Here is an 18,228-nt window from a genome sequence, read left to right on the forward strand (position 1 = left end):
CCCAGTAAGGACCTGTCGTTCGAATGATCTGTGTGTTGGGTGCCGGGGTCTCCGGCGCCGCCGCCGCCCGCCTGCTCGCCGGTCGTGGTGAGCGGGTGGTGGTCCTGGAGGGCCAGGACGGCGAGCGGCAGCGGGCGGTGGCCGCCGAGCTCGCCGGGGCGGGCGTGGAGGTGCGCTTCGGCGAGCCCGTCGGGGTGCCCGACGGCGCCTCCCTCATCGTCGCCACCGGCTGGCCGCCGCACCACCCGCTGCTGGTGGCCGCCGCCGCGGCCGGGGTCGAGGTGATCGGCGAGGTCGAGCTGGCCTGGCGGCTGCGTCCCGAGGGCGCGGCGCCGTGGCTGGCGCTGACCGGGACCAACGGCAAGACCACCGCGGTGCGGATGCTCACCGCGATGCTGGCGGCGGCGGGGCACAAGGCGCTCGCCGTCGGCAACGTGGGCGTCCCGGTCGTGGAGGCGGTCGCCGGGCCGTACGACGTGCTGGCGGTGGAGCTGTCCAGCTTCCAGCTGCACCGCGCGCCCAGCGTGGCCCCGCGGGCCGCGGCGGTGCTCAACGTGGCCCCCGACCACCTCGACTGGCACGGCTCCATGGAGGAGTACGCCAGGGCCAAGGGGGAGATCTTCGTCCGCGCCGGGACGGTCGTCTACAACGCCGACGACGAGTGGTCGGCCCGGCTGGCCGAGCCGTACCCCGGCGCGGTCGGCTTCACGCTGCGGACACCCGCGGCCGGGCAGCTCGGCGTGGTGGAGGACCTGCTGGTGGACCGGGCGTTCACCGGCGATCCCGTCCGCACCGCCGAGGAGCTCGCCACTCTGGACGACGTCCGGCCCTTCGCCCCGCACAACGTGGCCAACGCGCTCGCCGCCGCGGCCCTGGCCAGGGCCTACGGTGTGCCCGCCGAAGCCGTACGGCGGGGCCTGGCCGACTTCGTCCCCGACCCGCACCGGATCGCGCACGTCGCCCGGGTCGCCGAGGTCGACTACGTCGACGACTCCAAGGCCACCAACCCGCACGCCGCCGCCGCCTCCCTGGCCGCCTATCCCGCGATCGTCTGGGTGGCCGGAGGGCAGCTCAAGGGCGCCGACGTGGAGGAGCTGGTACGGCAGGCCGCACCGCGGCTGCGCGGCGCGGTGCTCCTGGGCGCCGACCGGGAGCGGATCCGGCGAGCCCTGGCACGACACGCCGAGAATGTCCCGGTGGTCGAAGTGGCGGGGCAGGACACTGGGGTCATGGACCGTGTCGTCATCGAAGCCGCCAGGCTCGCAACCCCCGGAGACACCGTGCTGCTGGCCCCGGCCGGCGCCTCACTGGACATGTTCACCGGATACCCGGCCCGGGGGGAGGCGTTCGCGCGGGCCGTACACCGTCTCGCGGCAGGCGAGCCCGGGCACGGGCGAGGTGACGGGTGACCTCCGAACCCGACCGGACGGAGGACCTCGCCCCCCTCAGAGGCCGGCTCGCGCGCCTGCGTGAGCTGCTGGAACGCCCCCTGTTCTCCTACCATCTGCTGCTGGGCGTCAGCGCGCTGCTGATGGCCCTGGGGCTGATGATGGTCCTGTCCGCCTCCAGCATCGAGGCGCTCCAGACCAGGGAGTCGGCCTTCGCCCTCTTCGGCAGGCAGCTCATCTCGATGGCGCTGGGTCTCATGCTGATGTGGATCTGCTCCCGGCTGCCCGTCAGGTTCTTCCGGCAGGCCGGCTACCCGCTGATGGCTCTGGCGGCCCTGGGACTGGTCCTGGTCTTCTTCATCGGAGACGAGGAGCTGGGCGCGCAGCGCTGGATCTATATCGGCGAGCTCACCGTCCAGCCGTCGGAGCCGGCCAAGTTCGCGCTGGTGCTGTGGGGCGCCGACCTGCTGGCCCGCAAGGCCCGCAACGGGACGATCGAGTGGCGCAACCTGTTCATCCCGCTGATGCCGGGCACCGCCCTCATGGCCGTCCTGGTGATGCTGGGAAGCGACCTGGGCACCACGATCGTCCTGATGGCGATCTTCCTGTCGCTGCTGTGGGTGGTGGGCGCACCGCTGAAGCTGTTCGGCGGGATCCTCGCGGTGGCCACGCTCGCCACCATCGTGATGATCACCACCGAGGGATACCGCTCGGACCGCATCGAGGGCTGGCTCAACCCGTGGGGCAACGCCGACGGGACGGGCTACCAGGCCGTCCAGGGCCAGATCGCGATGGGCAGCGGCGGCTGGTTCGGGCTCGGCCTGGGGTCGAGCCGGCAGAAGTGGAGCTGGCTCCCGCACGCCGAGAGCGACTTCATCTTCGCCATCCTCGGCGAGGAGCTCGGCCTGATGGGCACGCTCGTCGTGATCGCCCTGTTCGGCCTGCTCGGCTATGCCGGGCTGCGGGTCGCCACCCGGGTCAGGGACCCGTTCGTCCGGCTCGCCTCGGCCGCCGCGGTCGCCTGGATCGCAGGTCAGGCCCTGGTCAACATCGGCGCGGTGATCGGGGTCCTCCCCATCACCGGCATCCCTCTGCCGCTGGTCTCCTACGGCGGGTCCGCGCTGTTGCCGACCCTCTCAGCGCTCGGCATGCTGCTCTCATTCGCCAAGCACGAGCCCGGTGCGCGTGAGGCTCTCGCCGCCCGTGGCCCCGGACCGGCGGCGCGGGCTCTAAGCTGGCTTGGCCTGGGAGCCCTGGGGCCGACCCGGCGGCCCAGGCCGCGCAAGACGACGAGTTTGACGACGAGAGCGAAAGGACCGATCTGGTGAGAGTGGTCCTCGCCGGCGGCGGGACGGCCGGGCACATCGAACCGGCGCTGGCCTTGGCCGACGCGCTGCGGCAGCTGGATCCGAACATCGGGATCACCTGCCTCGGCACGGAGCGGGGCCTCGAGACGAGGCTGGTCCCCGCCAGGGGATACGAGCTGCAGCTCGTGCCCGCCGTACCGCTGCCCCGCGCCATAACCCCCCAGCTGCTGACCGTGCCCGGACGCCTGGCGGGCGCGATCAACACGACCGCGCAGATCCTGGACCAGGTCCAGGCCGACGTCCTGGTCGGCTTCGGCGGCTATGTGGCGACCCCCGCCTACCTGGCGGCCCGGCGGCGCGGCGTGCCGATCGTGGTGCATGAGGCCAACCCCCGGCCGGGCCTGGCCAACCGGCTCGGAGCGCGCCTGACCGACCATGTCTTCACCGGTCACCCGGACACCCCTCTGCCCCGGGCGGAATACGTCGGGATCCCGCTCCGCCGCGAGATCGTCGGGCTGGACCGGCTGTCCATGGGTGACAAGGCGCGCTCCTGGTTCGGTCTGGAGGCCGACCTGCCCACGCTGCTGATCACCGGTGGGTCCCAGGGCGCGCGCTCGCTCAACCAGGCGGCCCTGGCCGCCGCCCCGGCGTTGCGCCAGGCCGGGATCCAGGTGCTGCACGTCATCGGCCCGAAGAACACGCTGGAGCAGGAGCCGCCCCCCGGCGACCCCCAGTACGTCGTGCTGCAGTACGTCGACCGGATGGACCTCGCCTATGCCGCCGCGGACTTCGCCCTGTGTCGCAGTGGCGCCATGACGTGCGCCGAGATGACCGCGGTGGGCCTGCCCGCGGCCTACATCCCCCTTCCGCACGGCAACGGTGAACAGCGGCTCAACGCGACGCCGATCGTGCAGTCGGGTGGAGGGATCATGGTCGACGACGCCGATCTGACTCCCGAGTGGATCATCCGGAACGTGATGCCGATCCTGGCCGACCCCGAGCGCGTGGTCGCCATGTCGGAGGCCGCCGCCCGGATGGGCCGCAAGGACGCCGACGTGACGCTCGCCAGGAAGGTGCTCCAGGTCGCGGCCCGGGGGAGGGCGTGATGGGCGGGGAGCGAGCCCGACGCGGTGAGCGGAGTGAGCGGTCGAAGGATGAGACCGTTCGCGTGGTGAATGAGGAGTGGTGAGCGACCGATGAGTCTCGTCAAGCTGGTGGAGCCGGTCGCGGCCGAGGAGCTCGGGCGGGTGCACTTCATCGGGATCGGGGGTGCCGGCATGTCCGGCATCGCGCGGATTCTGCTGAAGCGCGGGGTTCCGGTCTCCGGGAGCGACGCCCGTGGTTCGGAGATGGTGTCCGGCCTGCGTGAGCTGGGCGGGGTCGTCCACATCGGCCATGCAGCATCGCACATCAAGAACGTGGACACCGTCGTGGTCTCGACCGCGATCCGCGACTCCAACCCCGAGCTGGGCGAGGCGCTCCGGCAGGGGCTCAGGGTGATCCCCCGGGCCGCCGCTCTGGCCTCGGTCATGGCCGGCCGGTCCGCGGTCGCCGTGGCCGGAACGCACGGCAAGACCACCACCACGTCGATGCTGACCGTGGCGCTGCAGCAGTGCGGCGCGGATCCGTCCTACTGCGTCGGCGGCCAGCTGGTCACCACCGGCCTGGGCGCCGACGAGGGCACGGGCAAGGTGTTCGTCGCCGAGGCCGACGAGAGCGACGGCTCCTTCCTCATGCTGGCCCCGGACATCGCGGTGGTGACCAACGTCGAGCCGGATCACCTCGACAACTACGGGGACCCGAGTGCGGTCTACGACAGCTTCGCCCGCTTCGTCGAGCGGGTCGGCGCCTGCCTGGTGGTCTGTGCCGACGACGCCGGTTCCGCGGCGCTCGTGCCGATCGCCCGCGCACGCGGCCTGAAGGTCGTCACGTACGGAGAGGCCGAGGGCGCCGATCTGCAGGTGAGCGAGATCTCCCCTGACGGCATGGGGATCTCCTTCTCGGTCCGCGGCCACGGAGAGGTCAGGCTGGCCGTGCCGGGACGGCACAACGCGCTCAACGCCGCCGCCGTCATCGCCGTGGCGGCGGAGCTGGGCGTGTCCTTCGACGAGATACGCGACGGTCTGGCCGCCTTCACCGGGGCCAAGCGGCGCTTCGAGGCCAAGGGGGAGGCCGGGGGAGTGGCGGTCTTCGACAGCTACGCCCACCATCCGACCGAGCTCGCCGCCGATCTGCGGGCCGCCCGGGACGTGGTGGCCTCCTTCTCCGGGTCGGGCCGGGTCATCGCGGTCTTCCAGCCGCACCTCTACTCGCGCACCAGGTTCTTCGCCGACGAGTTCGGCGCCGCCCTGGGACTGGCCGACGAGGCCGTCGTTCTGGACGTCTACGGGGCGAGGGAGGATCCCGAGCCGGGGGTCTCCGGGGCGCTGGTGGCGGGCAAGGTGCCGCTTCCGTCCGACCGGGTCGAGTACGCCCCCCGGCGCGAGGCCGTGCCCGCCCTGGTGGCGGGCCGGGCCAGGCCCGGCGACATCGTCCTGACCATGGGCGCGGGCGACGTGACCGAGCTGGGCCCCCTGATCGTCGCGGAGCTGGCCGCCCGGTGAAAGGGCGGCCGCCGGCCCCCGAGCCGCGAGGCCCGCGAGGGGGCGCCGGTGAACCAGCCGAGGAACACCCGCAGCCGCGAGGGGGCGCCGGTGAACCAACGGAGGAGCGCCCGCAGCGAAGCGAGGACGCGACGACGGCGGAAGCCGGTTACCCGCCCCCGAGCCGCGGCGCGCAGCGCCGCAGCGGACACAGCGTCGCAGTGAACAGAGCGTGGCGGACGGTCTTCATCGCGCTGCTCACGGCGGGAGTCGTGGGGAGCGCGGCCTGGCTGGTGTTCGTCTCGCCGGTGCTCGGGGTGCGGGAGGTCCGGGTGGTGGGCAACCTCGACGTCTCCGCCGGGCAGATCCGGCAGGCGACGGGGGTCGCCGACGGCAAGCCTCTGGCCACCGTGGACGCCGCCGAGATCGAGGACCGGGTCGCGCGGATCCGGCGGATCGAGTCGGTGCGGGTCAGCCGGGGCTGGCCCGGCACGCTGATGATCGAGGTCGTGGAGCGGACGCCGGTGGCGGTGCTGCCGGTGGGCGGCACCTTCGCCCTGGTGGACAGGCACGGCGTGGTGATCGAGATCAAGGGCGTCGTGCCGCCGGCTCTGCCGGTGCTGCGCCTCGACCGGCCCGGGCCGGGGGACCCGGCGACCGCGGCGGCGCTGGCCGTGGTGGGGGCGCTGCCGGAGGAACTGTCCTCGCGGGTGGCCGAGGTGCACGCGCCCTCCGCGGAGACGGTCTCCCTGCGCCTGAGGGACGGCCGGTCGGTGGTGTGGGGCGGTTCCGACCGTGCCGCAGACAAGGCTCGGGTCCTGGTCACGCTGCTGAAACGCCCCGCGGACACCTATGATGTGAGCTCGCCGGACGTCGTGACGGTGAAATGACCGCGACGCCCGAACGTGCTCTCGCCGAACGCCTCCCGGACGTCTCGCGAAAAGGACAGGCCGCGACACGCCGGGCGTGCTTGCGGCGCGGTTAGTTGACCCGCCCGGAGCGTAGCTCCTACTGTCCGTATCAATCCTCAGGTTGACATAAATCTAAATCTCAACTTGAGGTTGAGGGTTAAGAAAACGACGGCACGACCCCGTGCCGCATGAAATTGCAAGTCAACGAGCGGAAAGGCCCCTCGTCGTGGCAGCACCGCAGAACTACCTCGCGGTCATCAAGGTTGTTGGAATCGGCGGAGGCGGAGTCAACGCCGTCAACCGGATGATCGAGGAGGGACTCAAGGGCGTCGAGTTCATCGCCATCAACACCGACGCCCAGGCGCTGCTCATGAGTGACGCCGACGTCAAGCTGGATGTCGGGCGCGAGCTCACGCGCGGTCTCGGCGCGGGGGCCAACCCCGAGGTCGGCCGGAAGGCGGCCGAGGACCACCGGGAGGAGATCGAAGAGGTCATCAAGGGCGCGGACATGGTGTTCGTCACCGCGGGAGAGGGCGGTGGCACGGGCACCGGAGGTGCTCCGGTGGTCGCCAGCATCGCACGCTCCCTGGGCGCCCTGACCATAGGCGTGGTGACCCGGCCCTTCAGCTTCGAGGGCCGCCGCCGGGCGATGCAGGCCGAGGCGGGCATCGAGACCCTGCGCGAGGAGGTCGACACCCTCATCGTGATCCCGAACGACCGGCTGCTGTCGATCTCGGACCGCCAGGTGAGCGTGCTGGACGCGTTCAAGGCGGCCGACCAGGTGCTGCTCTCCGGTGTGCAGGGCATCACGGACCTCATCACCACCCCGGGTCTGATCAACCTCGACTTCGCCGATGTGAAGTCGGTCATGTCCGACGCGGGCTCGGCGCTGATGGGCATCGGCCACGCGCGTGGTGACGACCGGTCGGTCGCGGCGGCGGAGATGGCCGTCTCCAGTCCGCTGCTGGAGGCCAGCATCGACGGCGCGCATGGTGTGCTGCTGTCGATCGCCGGCGGCTCCGACCTCGGGCTCTTCGAGATCAACGAGGCCGCCCAGCTCGTCTCCAGCGCGGCGGCTCCGGACGCCAACATCATCTTCGGTACGGTCATCGACGACGCGCTCGGCGACGAGGTCCGGGTCACGGTGATCGCGGCCGGGTTCGACGACCCTCCCGCCGGCAGCAAGGCCGCGGTCCCGCAGCCGATGGGACGCCCGCAGGCGGCCCGGCCGGCGAGCCCGCCCCCGGCGGCCCCGCCGGTCCGTCCCGCGGCCCCCACGGTGAAGAGCGAGCCCCGGCCTGAGCCGAAGGCCGCGCCGCCCCCGCCGTCGGTGCGCACGGCCGCCCCCCCGCCTCCGGTCGCCCCCGCGCCCGCCCCGGTGGCGGAGACTCCGCAGCCGGCGCAGCCGCCGGTGGTGGAGCAGGCGGCGGAGTCCCGGCCGGAGGAGCCCCCGGCGCCGCCGGTGTCGATTCCGCGTCCGACGCCCGAGCCGCCGCAGCCGGCTCCCGTCTCCGCCAGGTTCCCCGACTCGTCCCGCAGGCCGGGCAGGGTGATCTTCGAGGAGGACGACGAGCTGGACGTCCCCGACTTCCTGAAGTGAGATTACTCACGGCCGGGCCGGTGTCAGTCCATCCGGCCGTGACCGCGAGAATGGATCCGCCGGTTTGTCTGCATTTGAGCGGCGGGGACGTGAGGGAAGAAACACGACGAGACGAGATCGCGGCCTGCCTGGCCGAGGTCGAGGCGCACATCGCCGAGGCGTGCCGGGTGTCCGGCCGGGCTCGTGAGGAGCTGACCCTCATCGCGGTGAGCAAGACCTATCCCGCCTCCGACGTACGGCTCCTGGCCGAACTCGGGGTGCGGGACGTGGGGGAGAACCGCGACCAGGAGGCGTCGGCCAAGGCGCGCGAGTGCGCCGATCTCGGGCTCACCTGGCACTTCGTCGGCCAGTTGCAGACCAACAAGGTCCGTTCCGTGGTGAGCTACGCCGATGTCGTGCACTCGGTGGACCGGCCGCGACTGGTCGCCGCACTCGGCAACGAGGCGGTCAGGGCCGGGCGTGAGATCACCTGCCTGGTCCAGGTCGCGCTGGACGGCGATCCCGCCAGGGGCGGTGCGCGGCCGGAGGACGTGGCCGCCGTGGCCGACGCCGTGGCCGGCGCCCCCGGGCTCCGGCTGGGCGGGGTCATGGCGGTGGCGCCGCTGGGAGAGGAGCCCGGCAGGGCGTTCGCCCGCCTGCGGGAGATCGCGCAGGCGGTACGGGACGACCATCCCGGTGCCGATCTCATCTCCGCCGGCATGAGTGGTGATATGTCCGAGGCCGTGGCCAACGGCGCGACACACCTCCGGGTCGGTACGGCGTTGCTCGGTCGCCGGAAGCTCTTCGTCAGGTAATGTCCCTCCAAGTGGACCTTGGCGTTCACGTGTCCGGACAGTGGCCGATCGGCGGTGAGCTCCAAGGGGGGGACGGCTGCCACCCCGAGTCAGTCGGATAAGGCGGAGGAAGAAGTAGCGATGGCCGGCGCGATGCGCAAGATGGCGGTCTACCTCGGTCTTGTAGAGGACGACCGCTACGAGAGATATGACGCCTACTCCGACGACGAGTACGACGAGTTCGACGAGTCCCGGCGCGTGGGCGAAGAGCGCCCTGGCGCGGTCCACGGCCGCGAGGAGGACACCGATCCAGGGGTGCCCGCTCCGAGGCCCGCCACAGCCGTTTTGGAGCGTCGTACGACCGATCTGGCCCGCATCACGACCCTCCACCCCCGCACCTACAACGAGGCGCGGACGATCGGCGAGCACTTCCGCGACGGCACCCCGGTCATCATGAACCTGACCGAGATGGTTGACAGCGACGCGAAGCGGCTTGTCGATTTCGCGGCAGGTCTCGTCTTTGGCCTACACGGGAGCATCGAACGTGTTACCAACAAGGTGTTCCTGTTGTCCCCTGCCAATGTCGAGGTGACCGCCGAGGACAAGGCCCGAATCGCGGAACGCGGGTTCTTCAACCAGAGTTAGAGTTCCACTATGCACATCGAGTCGAAGCCCACCCCGTCCTCCCGGGGGCCGCGGACCAGGACGGAGGCAGGACAACAGCGTGGAGATCGTTAGCGGGATCCTGGTCTTCGTCCTGGCCCTCTACCTGGTTCTGCTGATCGGCAGAATGATCTTTGAGACGGTGCAGGCCTTTGCACGTCAGTGGCACCCCAGAGGGGTCGTCCTGGTCCTGGCGGAGGCCGTGTACACGGTCACGGACCCGCCTCTCAAGTTCCTCCGCCGTTTCATTCCGCCACTCCGGTTGGGTACGGTTGCCTTTGACCTAAGCTTCACAGTGCTGTTCATTGTGGTCTTGGTCTTGATCCAACTCGTGTCCGCGCTTCAACCTCGTTGATCGGGTACCGTCCCTCCGGACAGACTCCAAGCGCGCCAAGGAGACCGAAATGCCGCTGACACCCGCTGATGTGCGGAACAAGCAGTTCAGTACGACCCGGCTCAGGCCAGGCTACGACGAGGAAGAGGTAGACGCCTTCCTCGACGAAGTCGAGTCCGAGCTGGACCGGCTGATCCAGGAGAATGAGGAGCTCCGCGCCAAGCTGGCGGAGTGCATGCGGGGCAAGGTGCCCGGCGGGATGGGCATGGCCATGACGCCGGCGCCCGTCTCCGAGCAGCCCAAGCCCGAGATGATGATGCCGCCGCAGCCGGAGCCGATGCGGGCTCCCGAGCCGGTGCAGCAGCAGCCGGTCCCCGTCGGCATGGGCATGCCGCCCGCCGAGGACAACATGGACACCGCGGCCCGCGTGCTCGCCCTGGCCCAGCAGACGGCCGACCAGGCGATCGCCGACGCCCGCCGGGAGGCGGACGAGACGGTGACCCGGGCCCGCCGCGAGGCCGACGACATCCTCGGCAAGGCCCGCCGCCAGGCCGAGCAGGTCATCGGCGACGCCCGCGCTCGTGCCGAGACGCTGGAGCGCGACGCGCAGGAGCGGCACCGCCAGGCCATGGGCTCGCTGGTGCAGAACCGTGACGAGCTCGAGCGCAAGGTCGAGGAACTGCGCAGCTTCGAGCGGGAGTACCGCAGCCGCCTCAAGCTCTACCTGGAGAACCAGCTGGCCGAGCTGAACGTCGCAGCCGAGGGCAGCGGCGGCTTCCCGATCGTGGGCGGGCCTCCGGCCATGTCCCATGCGGGCGCTCCGGGTGGGCAGCCGCCTCTCCAGGCCGGTCCCGCCAACCCGTTCGGCGGCGAGCCGCAGCACCCCGGCGCCTTCCAGGGCGCTGACGGTCCGCACAACGACCGTCGCTAAGGTGCCGGGTCATTCCCTCTGACCCGTACCCGGGAGTCCCTCTGTGATCATTGTCAGCGCTGGTTTGGTGTTGACTGCCGTCGTCCTGCTCATCGTGGGAGTCGTGCTCGCCGAACCGTTTCTGGTCATGTGGTCGATTGCGGTCAGTGTCCTGTCCGCGGTCTTCCTGGTGATCGGGGCGTTGCTGCGACGCCATGAGCTGTTCCCCGGCGGAGGGCGCGCCGGGGTTGCTCCGCCGTTCCCCTATCAGGGACCGGCTCCTGCCGGGCCGCCGTTGTCGGCGCCGGCCATGGCCCCCCACCAGCACCACGCTCCGGCGGGTCAGCCCGCAGCGGCGCCGCACGGCGTGCGACAGCAGACGCCTGTCGCCACCCGGCCCCGCCCGGTCCCCGAGGCCGGACCGGTCCCCGCCACGCGGCAGGGATCTCTGGACGGCGACTCGATCGTGCTGGTGATTCCCGGCCGCAGGCGTTACCACCTCGCCGGGTGCCGTCAGCTGGCCGGCCGGGATCACGAGGAGCTCACCCAGGAGGAGGCACGGGAGGAGGGCTTCACGCCCTGCACCACCTGCCTGCCCGAGCTCACCGCCGCGACCGCGCCGCAGGACTCCGCGCCGCAGGCGCAGGAGCCCGTCCGGTCCCTGGCCTTCGAGGAGCCCGGCCCCGCCGCGGCCTCAGAACCGTCCGCCGATGAGGCCACCGCCCGGTTCAGCCCTCCCTACGGGCCTGCCGGCCCACGGGCCGCCCAGCCCTCCGCCCCTCCGGCGGCGCCTGCGCAACCCGTCCCGTCCGCCTCTCCGGAGCCGGGCCCCGCACGACCGGTCCCCTCCGGAGCCCGGGAGCCCGCCCCCGAGGCAGCCGTCTCGCCGGACGCCGGTCGGCCCTCCGCGGACGCCCGCGATCCTGCAGCCCCGGTCGCCCGGCCGTACGTCCAGGGTGCCGTGCCGGATCAGGGTCCGCGGACCCCGTCCCAGACTCCCGAGTCCCCGACCCCGGGATCCCGGGCCCCGGAGTCCCCGGCCCCGGAGTCCCAGATCCCGCAACCGCCGCGCGCCGAGGGGCCGTCCGGCTCCCGGGAACAGGCAGGCTCCCGGGAACAGGCAGGGCCCTCCGCCACACCCGTGTTCCCGGTCCAGAAGGCCGCGCCCTCTGCCGCGACCCCGGAAGACTCCGCGGCCACCAGCTGGTTCAGCAGGGACATCGTCACTCCGGCTTCCGAGCCGACTCCGGAACCGGAGCCGGAGCCCGCGGCCGGACCCGAGCCCGGCGGGCACGCGTCTCCGGCGGCGGACGCCGCGCGGACGGAGGAGTCCACCGGGCGGGAACCCGCCGCCGAGCCCGCTGCGGAACACGAGCCCGCCGTCACGGCCGCGGCAGGCAGACAGACCCGGGAGACCACCGAGCCGGTGGAGCCGGCCGAGACCGCACCCGGGCGCGCCGGGCAGCCGGTGCCGGCCGGCTCCGCCCCGGCGGAGACCCAGGAAGAGGCCCCGGCGGAGACCTCGGGAGAGGCCCCGGAAGGGGTTTCGGTGACCGCCCCGGCGGAGGCTCGGGAAGAGACTCCGGAGACGAGGACGCCTCCGGCGGAGAAGTCCGGGGCGTCCGCCTCGGAGGAGGCGGCGGTGAAAGCGGAGCCGCCCGCCGGAGAGACCCCGGCCGGGGGATCCCCGCAGGCGTGGACGCCCACCGGGCAGGAGCCCGCACAGCCGGACGCCTCCCCCGGGGAGGCACCCGCCGGCGCCTCCCCGGGCGACACCGACATCCCGCCCGAGGGGATCCCGGTCGTCGAGCCGGCGGCGGACGACGCCCCCACCTCACCGGAGGGCATCCCGGCGGCCGAGGGTGACGAAGGCTCCGGCACGGTGAAGGCCATCATGGGCACCGGCCGTTTCCACAGCCCGACCTGCCCTCTCGTCACGGGGCTCGACGACGGTGTCGAGAGCATGCCCCGTGCCGCCGCGGAGGAGGCCGGGCTGAGCGGTTGCCCGATCTGCCAGGGCGGTTGACCACGGCGCCCGGCGGGAACGCGCGGCCGGGGACAGCAGCCCGCAAGGGCCCGGCAAGCCAAGGGCAAGGGCCCCGGGGAGACCCCCGGGGCCCTTGCCCGTCCGGTGGTACGGCCCTCTTCCGTCAGGCGGTACGGCGCAGCTGGAAGGTGAGACCGAGATCGGCGTCCTGGTGGGAGGGGAGGCCCTCGGCGACGCCCTCGGTGAGCGAGAGGGCGAGCACCTCGTCGGCCACGGTGCCGCCCTGCTCACGCAGGGCCTCGGCCAGGTCGGCGTCGGTGGCGGACCACCACAGGTCGATCCGGTCGGCGATGGCCAGACCGGTGGACTTGCGGGCCTCCTGGACCAGGCGGATCACGTCGCGGATGAGGCCGGCGCGGCGCAGCTCGTCGGTGATGGCCAGATCCAGGGCGACGGTCTCGCCGGTGCCGGTGTCGACGGCCCCCCTCTCCACGGCCCAGCCGGACTTGGGCTGCTCGGTGACGATCACGTCGTCGGCGGTCAGCTCGACCGAGCCCAGCTCCCCGGCCTCCATCGAGACCGGCGATCCGGAACGCAGAGCGAGGGCGATCCCGGTGGCGTCGGCCGCCGAGACGGCCGCGGCGACCAGTTTCGTCTGCGAGCCGAACCGCTTGCCCAGCGCCCGGAAGTTGGGCTTGACCGTGAAGGAGATCAGGTCGGCGGAGAACCCGGACAGGTCCTCCAGGTCCTGCACGTTGAGCTCCTCGGCGATCAGGCGGCGCAGCTCGGGGGAGAGGGAGGCCCAGCCGGGCGCGCCCACCAGTGCGCGGCGAAGCGGCTGGCGGTTCCTGACGCCGCTGGAGGCGCGGGCCGAGCGGCCCAGGTCCACCAGGCGGCGCACCAGCGCCATCTGCTCCAGCAGCGCCGGGTCCAGCGCCTCTTCCTTGACCGACGGCCAGGTGTCCAGGTGGACCGAGACGGGGCTCTCGTCGGAGCGCAGCACGTCCCAGACGTAGTCGGTGATGAACGGTGCCACCGGAGCCATCAGGCGGGTCACCGTCTCCAGGCATTCGTACAGGGTGGCGAAGGCGGTGGTGTCGCCCGACCAGAACCGGCGGCGGGAGCGGCGCACGTACCAGTTGGACAGGTCGTCGAGGAACTCGCTCAGCCGCCGCCCGGCCCGGGCGGTGTCGAAGTCGTCCAGGGCGGCGGTGACCTCGGCCACCGTACGGTGCAGCTCCGCCAGGGCCCAGCGGTCGATCGCCGGCCGCTCGCCGTAGGCGGGGGCCTGCGCCGCCTGCGCCGGCGACCAGGACTCCGCCCCGGCGTAGAGGGTGAGGAACGACGCGGTGCTCCAGTAGGTCCGCAGGACCTTGCTGACGATCTCCTCCAGGGCCGCGTGGCCGACCCGGCGGGCCGCCCACGGCGAGCCGGAGCACGCCATGTACCAGCGCAGGGCGTCGGCCCCGTGCTGGTCCATCAGCGGGATCGGCTCCAGCACGTTGCCCAGGTGCTTGCTCATCTTGCGGCCGTCCTCGGCGAGGATCAGGCCCAGGCAGAGCACGTTCTCGTAGGAGGAGCGGCCGAAGACCAGCGTGCCGACCGCCATCAGCGAGTAGAACCAGCCGCGGGTCTGGTCGGTCGCCTCGCAGATGAACTGCGCCGGGTAGGCCTTCTCCAGCATCTCGGGATTCTGGTACGGCGCCCCCCACTGGGCGAACGGCATCGAGCCCGAGTCGTACCAGGCGTCGATGACGTCGGGCACCCGGCGGGCCTCGGCGCCGCAGGAGGGGCAGGGCAGCGTGACGTCGTCGACGTAGGGGCGGTGCGGGTCGAGGCCGGAGACGTCCTGGCCGGACAGCGCGCTCAGCTCGGCCAGCGAGCCGACGCAGGTGACGTGCGACTCGTCGGCGGAGCAGACCCACAGCGGCAGCGGGGTGCCCCAGTAACGCGAACGGGACAGCGACCAGTCGACGTTGTTGCGCAGCCACTCGCCGAAGCGGCCCCACTTGATCGTCTCGGGGAACCAGCTGGTCTTCTCGTTCTCGGCGAGGAGCTGGTCCTTGATCGCGGTGGTGCGGATGTACCAGGCGGGCAGGGCGTAGTACAGCAGTGCGGTGTGGCAGCGCCAGCAGTGCGGGTAGCTGTGCTCGAAGTGGCTGCCCCGGTACAGCAGGCCGCGCTCGCGCAGGTCCGCGGTCAGGCCCTCGTCGGCGTCCTTGAAGAACCGCCCGCCGACCTGGGGGACGTCGTCGGCGAAGCGGCCGTCGGGGCCGATCGGGTTGACCACCGGCAGGCCGTACCGCTTGCAGGTCGCCATGTCGTCGGCGCCGAAGGCGGGGGCCTGGTGGACCAGGCCGGTGCCGTCCTCGGTGGTGACGTAGTCGCCGAGGACCACGTAGTGCGCGCCGGGGATGTCGACGAGGTCGAACGGCCGCGAGTAGGCGGTGTGCTCCAGCTCGGCGCCCTGGAAGGTGGACAGCACCTCGGCGTCCTCGCCCAGCGCGGCGTGCAGCAGCGGCGCGGCGACGACCAGCACCTCGTCGGAGCCGGCGGGGCGGGCCGCGACGTAGGTCACCTCGGGGTGCACGGCGACCGCCGTGTTGGACACCAGCGTCCAGGGCGTGGTGGTCCAGATCAGCAGGGACGCGCCCAGCTCGGCCAGCGGGCCGGAGAGGACGGGCATCCGGACGTATACCGACGGGCTGGAGACGGTCTCGTAGCCGCCGGGCTGGCCCAGCTCGTGGTCGGACAGGCCGGTGCCGCAGCGCGGGCAGTACGGCGTGATCCGGAAGTCACGGAAGAGCAGATCCTTGTCGAAGATTGTTTTGAGCGACCACCAGACGGACTCGACGTAGGCCGGGTCCATCGTGCGGTAGGCCTGGGACAGGTCGATCCAGTAGCCCATCCGCTCGGTCATCTCTTCGAAGGCGTCCACGTGCCGCAGCACCGACTCGCGGCAGCGGGCGTTGAACTCGGCGATGCCGTACGCCTCGATGTCCTTCTTGCCGGACAGGCCGAGCTCTTTCTCGATGCCGACCTCGACGGGCAGGCCGTGGCAGTCCCAGCCGGCCTTGCGGGGCACGCTGTAGCCCCGCATGGACTTGTAGCGGGGGAAGACGTCCTTGAAGACGCGGGCCTCGATGTGGTGGACACCGGGCATGCCGTTGGCGGTGGGCGGGCCCTCGTAGAACACCCAGGTGGGGCCGCCGGCGTTCTGCTCGACCGAGCGCTCGAAGATCTTGCCGTCCCGCCAGCGGCCGAGCACCTCGTGTTCGAGCGCGGGCAGGTCGACCTGCGCGGGAAGGGGACGGAAATGGGCGGACATCGGGGACGGGACCTCCACGCTGGTGCTGGCAGTGGCGTGGAGGGACGAGACCTCGCGGTCCCGCGGTACCACCCTCCTTGGCCTCCGCAGGCGGAAGCCCTCTTCCTTGTGGTCGCTGCCGGGTCTACCGGGCCCCGACGGGGCCGTTCTTCCGGCGGCTCAGGGGTGATCTTCCCCCCGGTCCTCGCCCCGGGCTCACACCGTCCCCGGGTCGCTCGTGCGAGGGGGGCCGGAGGTACTCGTCCCCGTCAACACCTTGCGGATTCAAACGATAACGCACGCGGCCCGTGCGGGGCTTCCTGATATCCGGAGGCTGGGAGGAATGAGAGGGAAGAGGGGGGATAGTACGGGATTGGTAAAGAGCTCAGCGGGGCGTTTGCCGTTCCGTTATGAGCGACCTAAGCTTCCCGCACCGCTGACCGCTCTGGCAGGGGTCCGACCGAGTGAGGAGGCCGACATGGCCACGACCGTGAGCGCAGACAATAGCGCGGTAGTGCCGGCACAGAACGGTCCCGCGGCGACGTGGACGGCCGAGGAGCTCTCAGAGGTCCGCGGGCGGCTGACGGCGGAGATCGACGACCTGACCGCCGAGATCGCCAGAGCCGAGTCGGAGATCGCGTCGAACGACGTCACCGACGGCGCTGGCGACGATCAGGCCGACGCCGGGGCCCGGACGTATCAACGGGAACGCGAGATCGCCCTTACCCTGAATGCGCGCGACCTGGTCGCGCAGAACGAGCGAGCGATCGCCCGGATCGACGCAGGGACCTACGGAGTGTGCGAATCGTGCCACCAGCCGATCGGCAAGGAGCGCCTGCAGGCGTTCCCGAGGGCGACGCTGTGCGTGGCCTGCAAGCAGCGGGAGGAGCGCCGCTGACCGGCGACGCCGTGAGCGGGGGGGTCCCGGCCGCCCCGCTCGGAGCGCGGCGGATCGCCGTGCTCGCGACGATCGCGCCGATCGTCTATCTCCTGGACCTGGCCACGAAGGTGATCGTGCTGCGGACCCTGGAGGGCAGGGAACCGCTCGTCCTGATCCCGGACCTTCTCCAGTTCCGGGTGATCTTCAACTCCGGGGCCGCCTTCAGCATCGGCACCGGCATGACGATCGTCTTCACGTTCGTCGCGGCCGGAGTGGTGATCGCCATCCTGCGGACCGCCCGCCACCTGCGCAGCCTGCCGTGGGCGGTCACCCTCGGCCTGCTGCTCGGCGGGGCGCTCGGCAACCTGACCGACCGGATCTTCCGGTACCCCTCGGGCTTCGGCCGGCCCTCGCCGTTCCAGGGGCATGTCGTCGACTTCATCGAGACCTTCCCGGGGCACTTCCCGGTCTGGAACATCGCCGACGCGGGGGTCGTCTGCGGGGGGATCCTCGCGGTCTTCCTCGCCTGGCGGGGCTACCAGATCGACGGGACCCGCGACACCGGGCAGAAGGAGCGCAACAGCGATGGCTGACCGACGGAGCCTCCCCGTACCCGACGGGCTGGAGGGCGAGCGCCTCGACGCCGCCCTGTCCCGCCTGTTCGGCCTGTCCCGCACCCGCGCCGCCGAGCTGATCGCTTCCGGGGACGTGCTGGTGGACGGGGCGCCCGCCGCCAAGTCCGACCGGGTCCAGGGAGGGGCCTGGCTGGATGTGACCCTGCCGCCGCCGCCCGCCGCGCCCACCGCCGTGCCCGAGCCGATCCCCGGCATGACGATCGTCTACGAGGACGACGACATCGTGGTCGTCAACAAACCCGTCGGCGTGGCGGCCCACCCGACCACCGGCTGGACCGGCCCCACCGTGATCGGCGGCCTGCTGGGCACCGGCCGCCGTGTGGCCACCAGCGGCGCCGCCGAGCGCCAGGGCATCGTGCACCGGCTGGACGCCAACACCACCGGCGCGATGGTCGTGGCCAAGAGCGAGCACGCCTACTCCCACCTGAAGCGGGCCTTCAAGGAGCGCACGGTGGAAAAGCGCTACCACGCGCTGGTCCAGGGCCACCCCGATCCGTCACGCGGCACCGTGGACGCGCCGATCGACCGTCACCCGTTCGGGGACGGCCGGTTCGCGGTCGTGGCCGGGGGCAAGCCCTCGGTCACCCACTACGACACGATCGAGGCGTTCCGCGCGGCGTCACTGCTGGACATCAAGCTGGAGACCGGCAGGACCCATCAGATCCGGGTGCACATGTCGGCGCTGCGCCACCCGTGCGTCGGCGACATGCTGTACGGCGCGGACCCGACGCTGGCCGCGCGCCTGGGCGTCAGCCGGCAGTGGCTGCACGCCGTCTCCCTGGGGTTCGAGCACCCGGCCACCGGCGAGTGGGTCAGCTTCACCACCGACTACCCCGCCGACCTGGCCCACGCGCTGAAGGTGGTCGGCGGCGAGTCGTAGGGCTGCGGCGGACACCGGAGAGGGGGCATGCGCCTCCTCCGCGGCGGCCACGCTTCCTTGCGGGGAGGGCC

General features: G+C 72.0%; 15 protein-coding genes. 14 read left to right on the plus strand and 1 reads right to left on the minus strand.

From position 1 onward, the window contains the following. Positions 1-23: 23 nt before the first annotated feature. The 11 genes from murD (at position 24) to HS041_RS17300 (ending at position 12,494) form a co-directional block, all read left to right on the plus strand. Positions 24-1,409: a UDP-N-acetylmuramoyl-L-alanine--D-glutamate ligase gene (murD, locus tag HS041_RS17250; protein ID WP_196441691.1), complete on the plus strand. Its 1,386-nt coding sequence runs from the start codon at positions 24-26 to the stop codon at positions 1,407-1,409. Further along, complete coding sequence (gene ftsW / locus HS041_RS17255; protein ID WP_196441692.1) at positions 1,406-2,716, plus strand: putative lipid II flippase FtsW; 1,311 nt, start codon at positions 1,406-1,408, stop codon at positions 2,714-2,716. Before murD ends, ftsW begins: the two co-directional genes overlap by 4 nt. Further along, positions 2,713-3,801 (plus strand): undecaprenyldiphospho-muramoylpentapeptide beta-N-acetylglucosaminyltransferase, encoded by a 1,089-nt coding sequence (gene murG, locus HS041_RS17260; RefSeq protein WP_196441693.1) that lies wholly within the window; start codon positions 2,713-2,715, stop codon positions 3,799-3,801. Before ftsW ends, murG begins: the two co-directional genes overlap by 4 nt. 90 nt (positions 3,802-3,891) lie before the next feature. Beyond that, on the plus strand, positions 3,892-5,298 hold the full coding sequence (murC, locus tag HS041_RS17265) for a UDP-N-acetylmuramate--L-alanine ligase (RefSeq protein WP_196441694.1): 1,407 nt from the start codon (positions 3,892-3,894) through the stop codon (positions 5,296-5,298). A gap of 200 nt (positions 5,299-5,498) precedes the next feature. Further along, the gene (locus HS041_RS17270) at positions 5,499-6,167 is read left to right on the plus strand and encodes a cell division protein FtsQ/DivIB (protein WP_196441695.1); all 669 of its coding nucleotides are present in this window, start codon (positions 5,499-5,501) and stop codon (positions 6,165-6,167) included. A gap of 247 nt (positions 6,168-6,414) precedes the next feature. Beyond that, on the plus strand, positions 6,415-7,788 hold the full coding sequence (gene ftsZ, locus HS041_RS17275) for a cell division protein FtsZ (RefSeq protein WP_196441696.1): 1,374 nt from the start codon (positions 6,415-6,417) through the stop codon (positions 7,786-7,788). A 50-nt stretch (positions 7,789-7,838) separates the two neighbouring features. Beyond that, positions 7,839-8,582 (plus strand): YggS family pyridoxal phosphate-dependent enzyme, encoded by a 744-nt coding sequence (locus HS041_RS17280; protein WP_196442546.1) that lies wholly within the window; start codon positions 7,839-7,841, stop codon positions 8,580-8,582. 120 nt (positions 8,583-8,702) lie between these two features. Further along, positions 8,703-9,206 carry a cell division protein SepF gene (locus tag HS041_RS17285; protein ID WP_196441697.1) on the plus strand — a complete coding sequence of 168 codons (504 nt, stop codon included), beginning with the start codon at positions 8,703-8,705 and terminating at the stop codon, positions 9,204-9,206. A gap of 79 nt (positions 9,207-9,285) precedes the next feature. Continuing rightward, positions 9,286-9,579 carry a YggT family protein gene (locus HS041_RS17290; RefSeq protein WP_196441698.1) on the plus strand — a complete coding sequence of 98 codons (294 nt, stop codon included), beginning with the start codon at positions 9,286-9,288 and terminating at the stop codon, positions 9,577-9,579. Between the two features lie 49 nt (positions 9,580-9,628). After that, positions 9,629-10,489 (plus strand): DivIVA domain-containing protein, encoded by an 861-nt coding sequence (locus HS041_RS17295; protein ID WP_196441699.1) that lies wholly within the window; start codon positions 9,629-9,631, stop codon positions 10,487-10,489. Positions 10,490-10,559: 70 nt separating this feature from the next. Beyond that, the gene (locus HS041_RS17300) at positions 10,560-12,494 is read left to right on the plus strand and encodes a hypothetical protein (RefSeq protein WP_196441700.1); all 1,935 of its coding nucleotides are present in this window, start codon (positions 10,560-10,562) and stop codon (positions 12,492-12,494) included. 124 nt (positions 12,495-12,618) lie between these two features. Here HS041_RS17300 and ileS read toward each other — a convergent pair whose 3' ends face one another. Further along, complete coding sequence (gene ileS / locus HS041_RS17305) at positions 12,619-15,783, minus strand: isoleucine--tRNA ligase (protein ID WP_196441701.1); 3,165 nt, start codon at positions 15,781-15,783, stop codon at positions 12,619-12,621. 469 nt (positions 15,784-16,252) lie between these two features. Here ileS and HS041_RS17310 point away from each other — a divergent pair, with 469 nt between their 5' ends. From HS041_RS17310 to HS041_RS17320, 3 genes are read left to right on the plus strand one after another with little or no spacing between them, the layout of a single operon-like run. Beyond that, positions 16,253-16,660, plus strand: a complete 408-nt coding sequence (locus HS041_RS17310) for a TraR/DksA family transcriptional regulator (protein WP_374058865.1) — start codon at positions 16,253-16,255, stop codon at positions 16,658-16,660. Between the two features lie 11 nt (positions 16,661-16,671). Continuing rightward, on the plus strand, positions 16,672-17,235 hold the full coding sequence (locus HS041_RS17315; RefSeq protein ID WP_307845338.1) for a signal peptidase II: 564 nt from the start codon (positions 16,672-16,674) through the stop codon (positions 17,233-17,235). Continuing rightward, a complete protein-coding gene (locus HS041_RS17320; RefSeq protein ID WP_196441703.1) occupies positions 17,228-18,157 on the plus strand; it encodes an RluA family pseudouridine synthase in 930 nt (309 codons plus the stop codon). Before HS041_RS17315 ends, HS041_RS17320 begins: the two co-directional genes overlap by 8 nt. Positions 18,158-18,228 lie beyond the last annotated feature (71 nt).

Origin of the sequence: Planomonospora sp. ID67723 (assembly GCF_015711605.1) — a bacterium.
Taxonomy (GTDB): domain Bacteria; phylum Actinomycetota; class Actinomycetes; order Streptosporangiales; family Streptosporangiaceae; genus Planomonospora_A.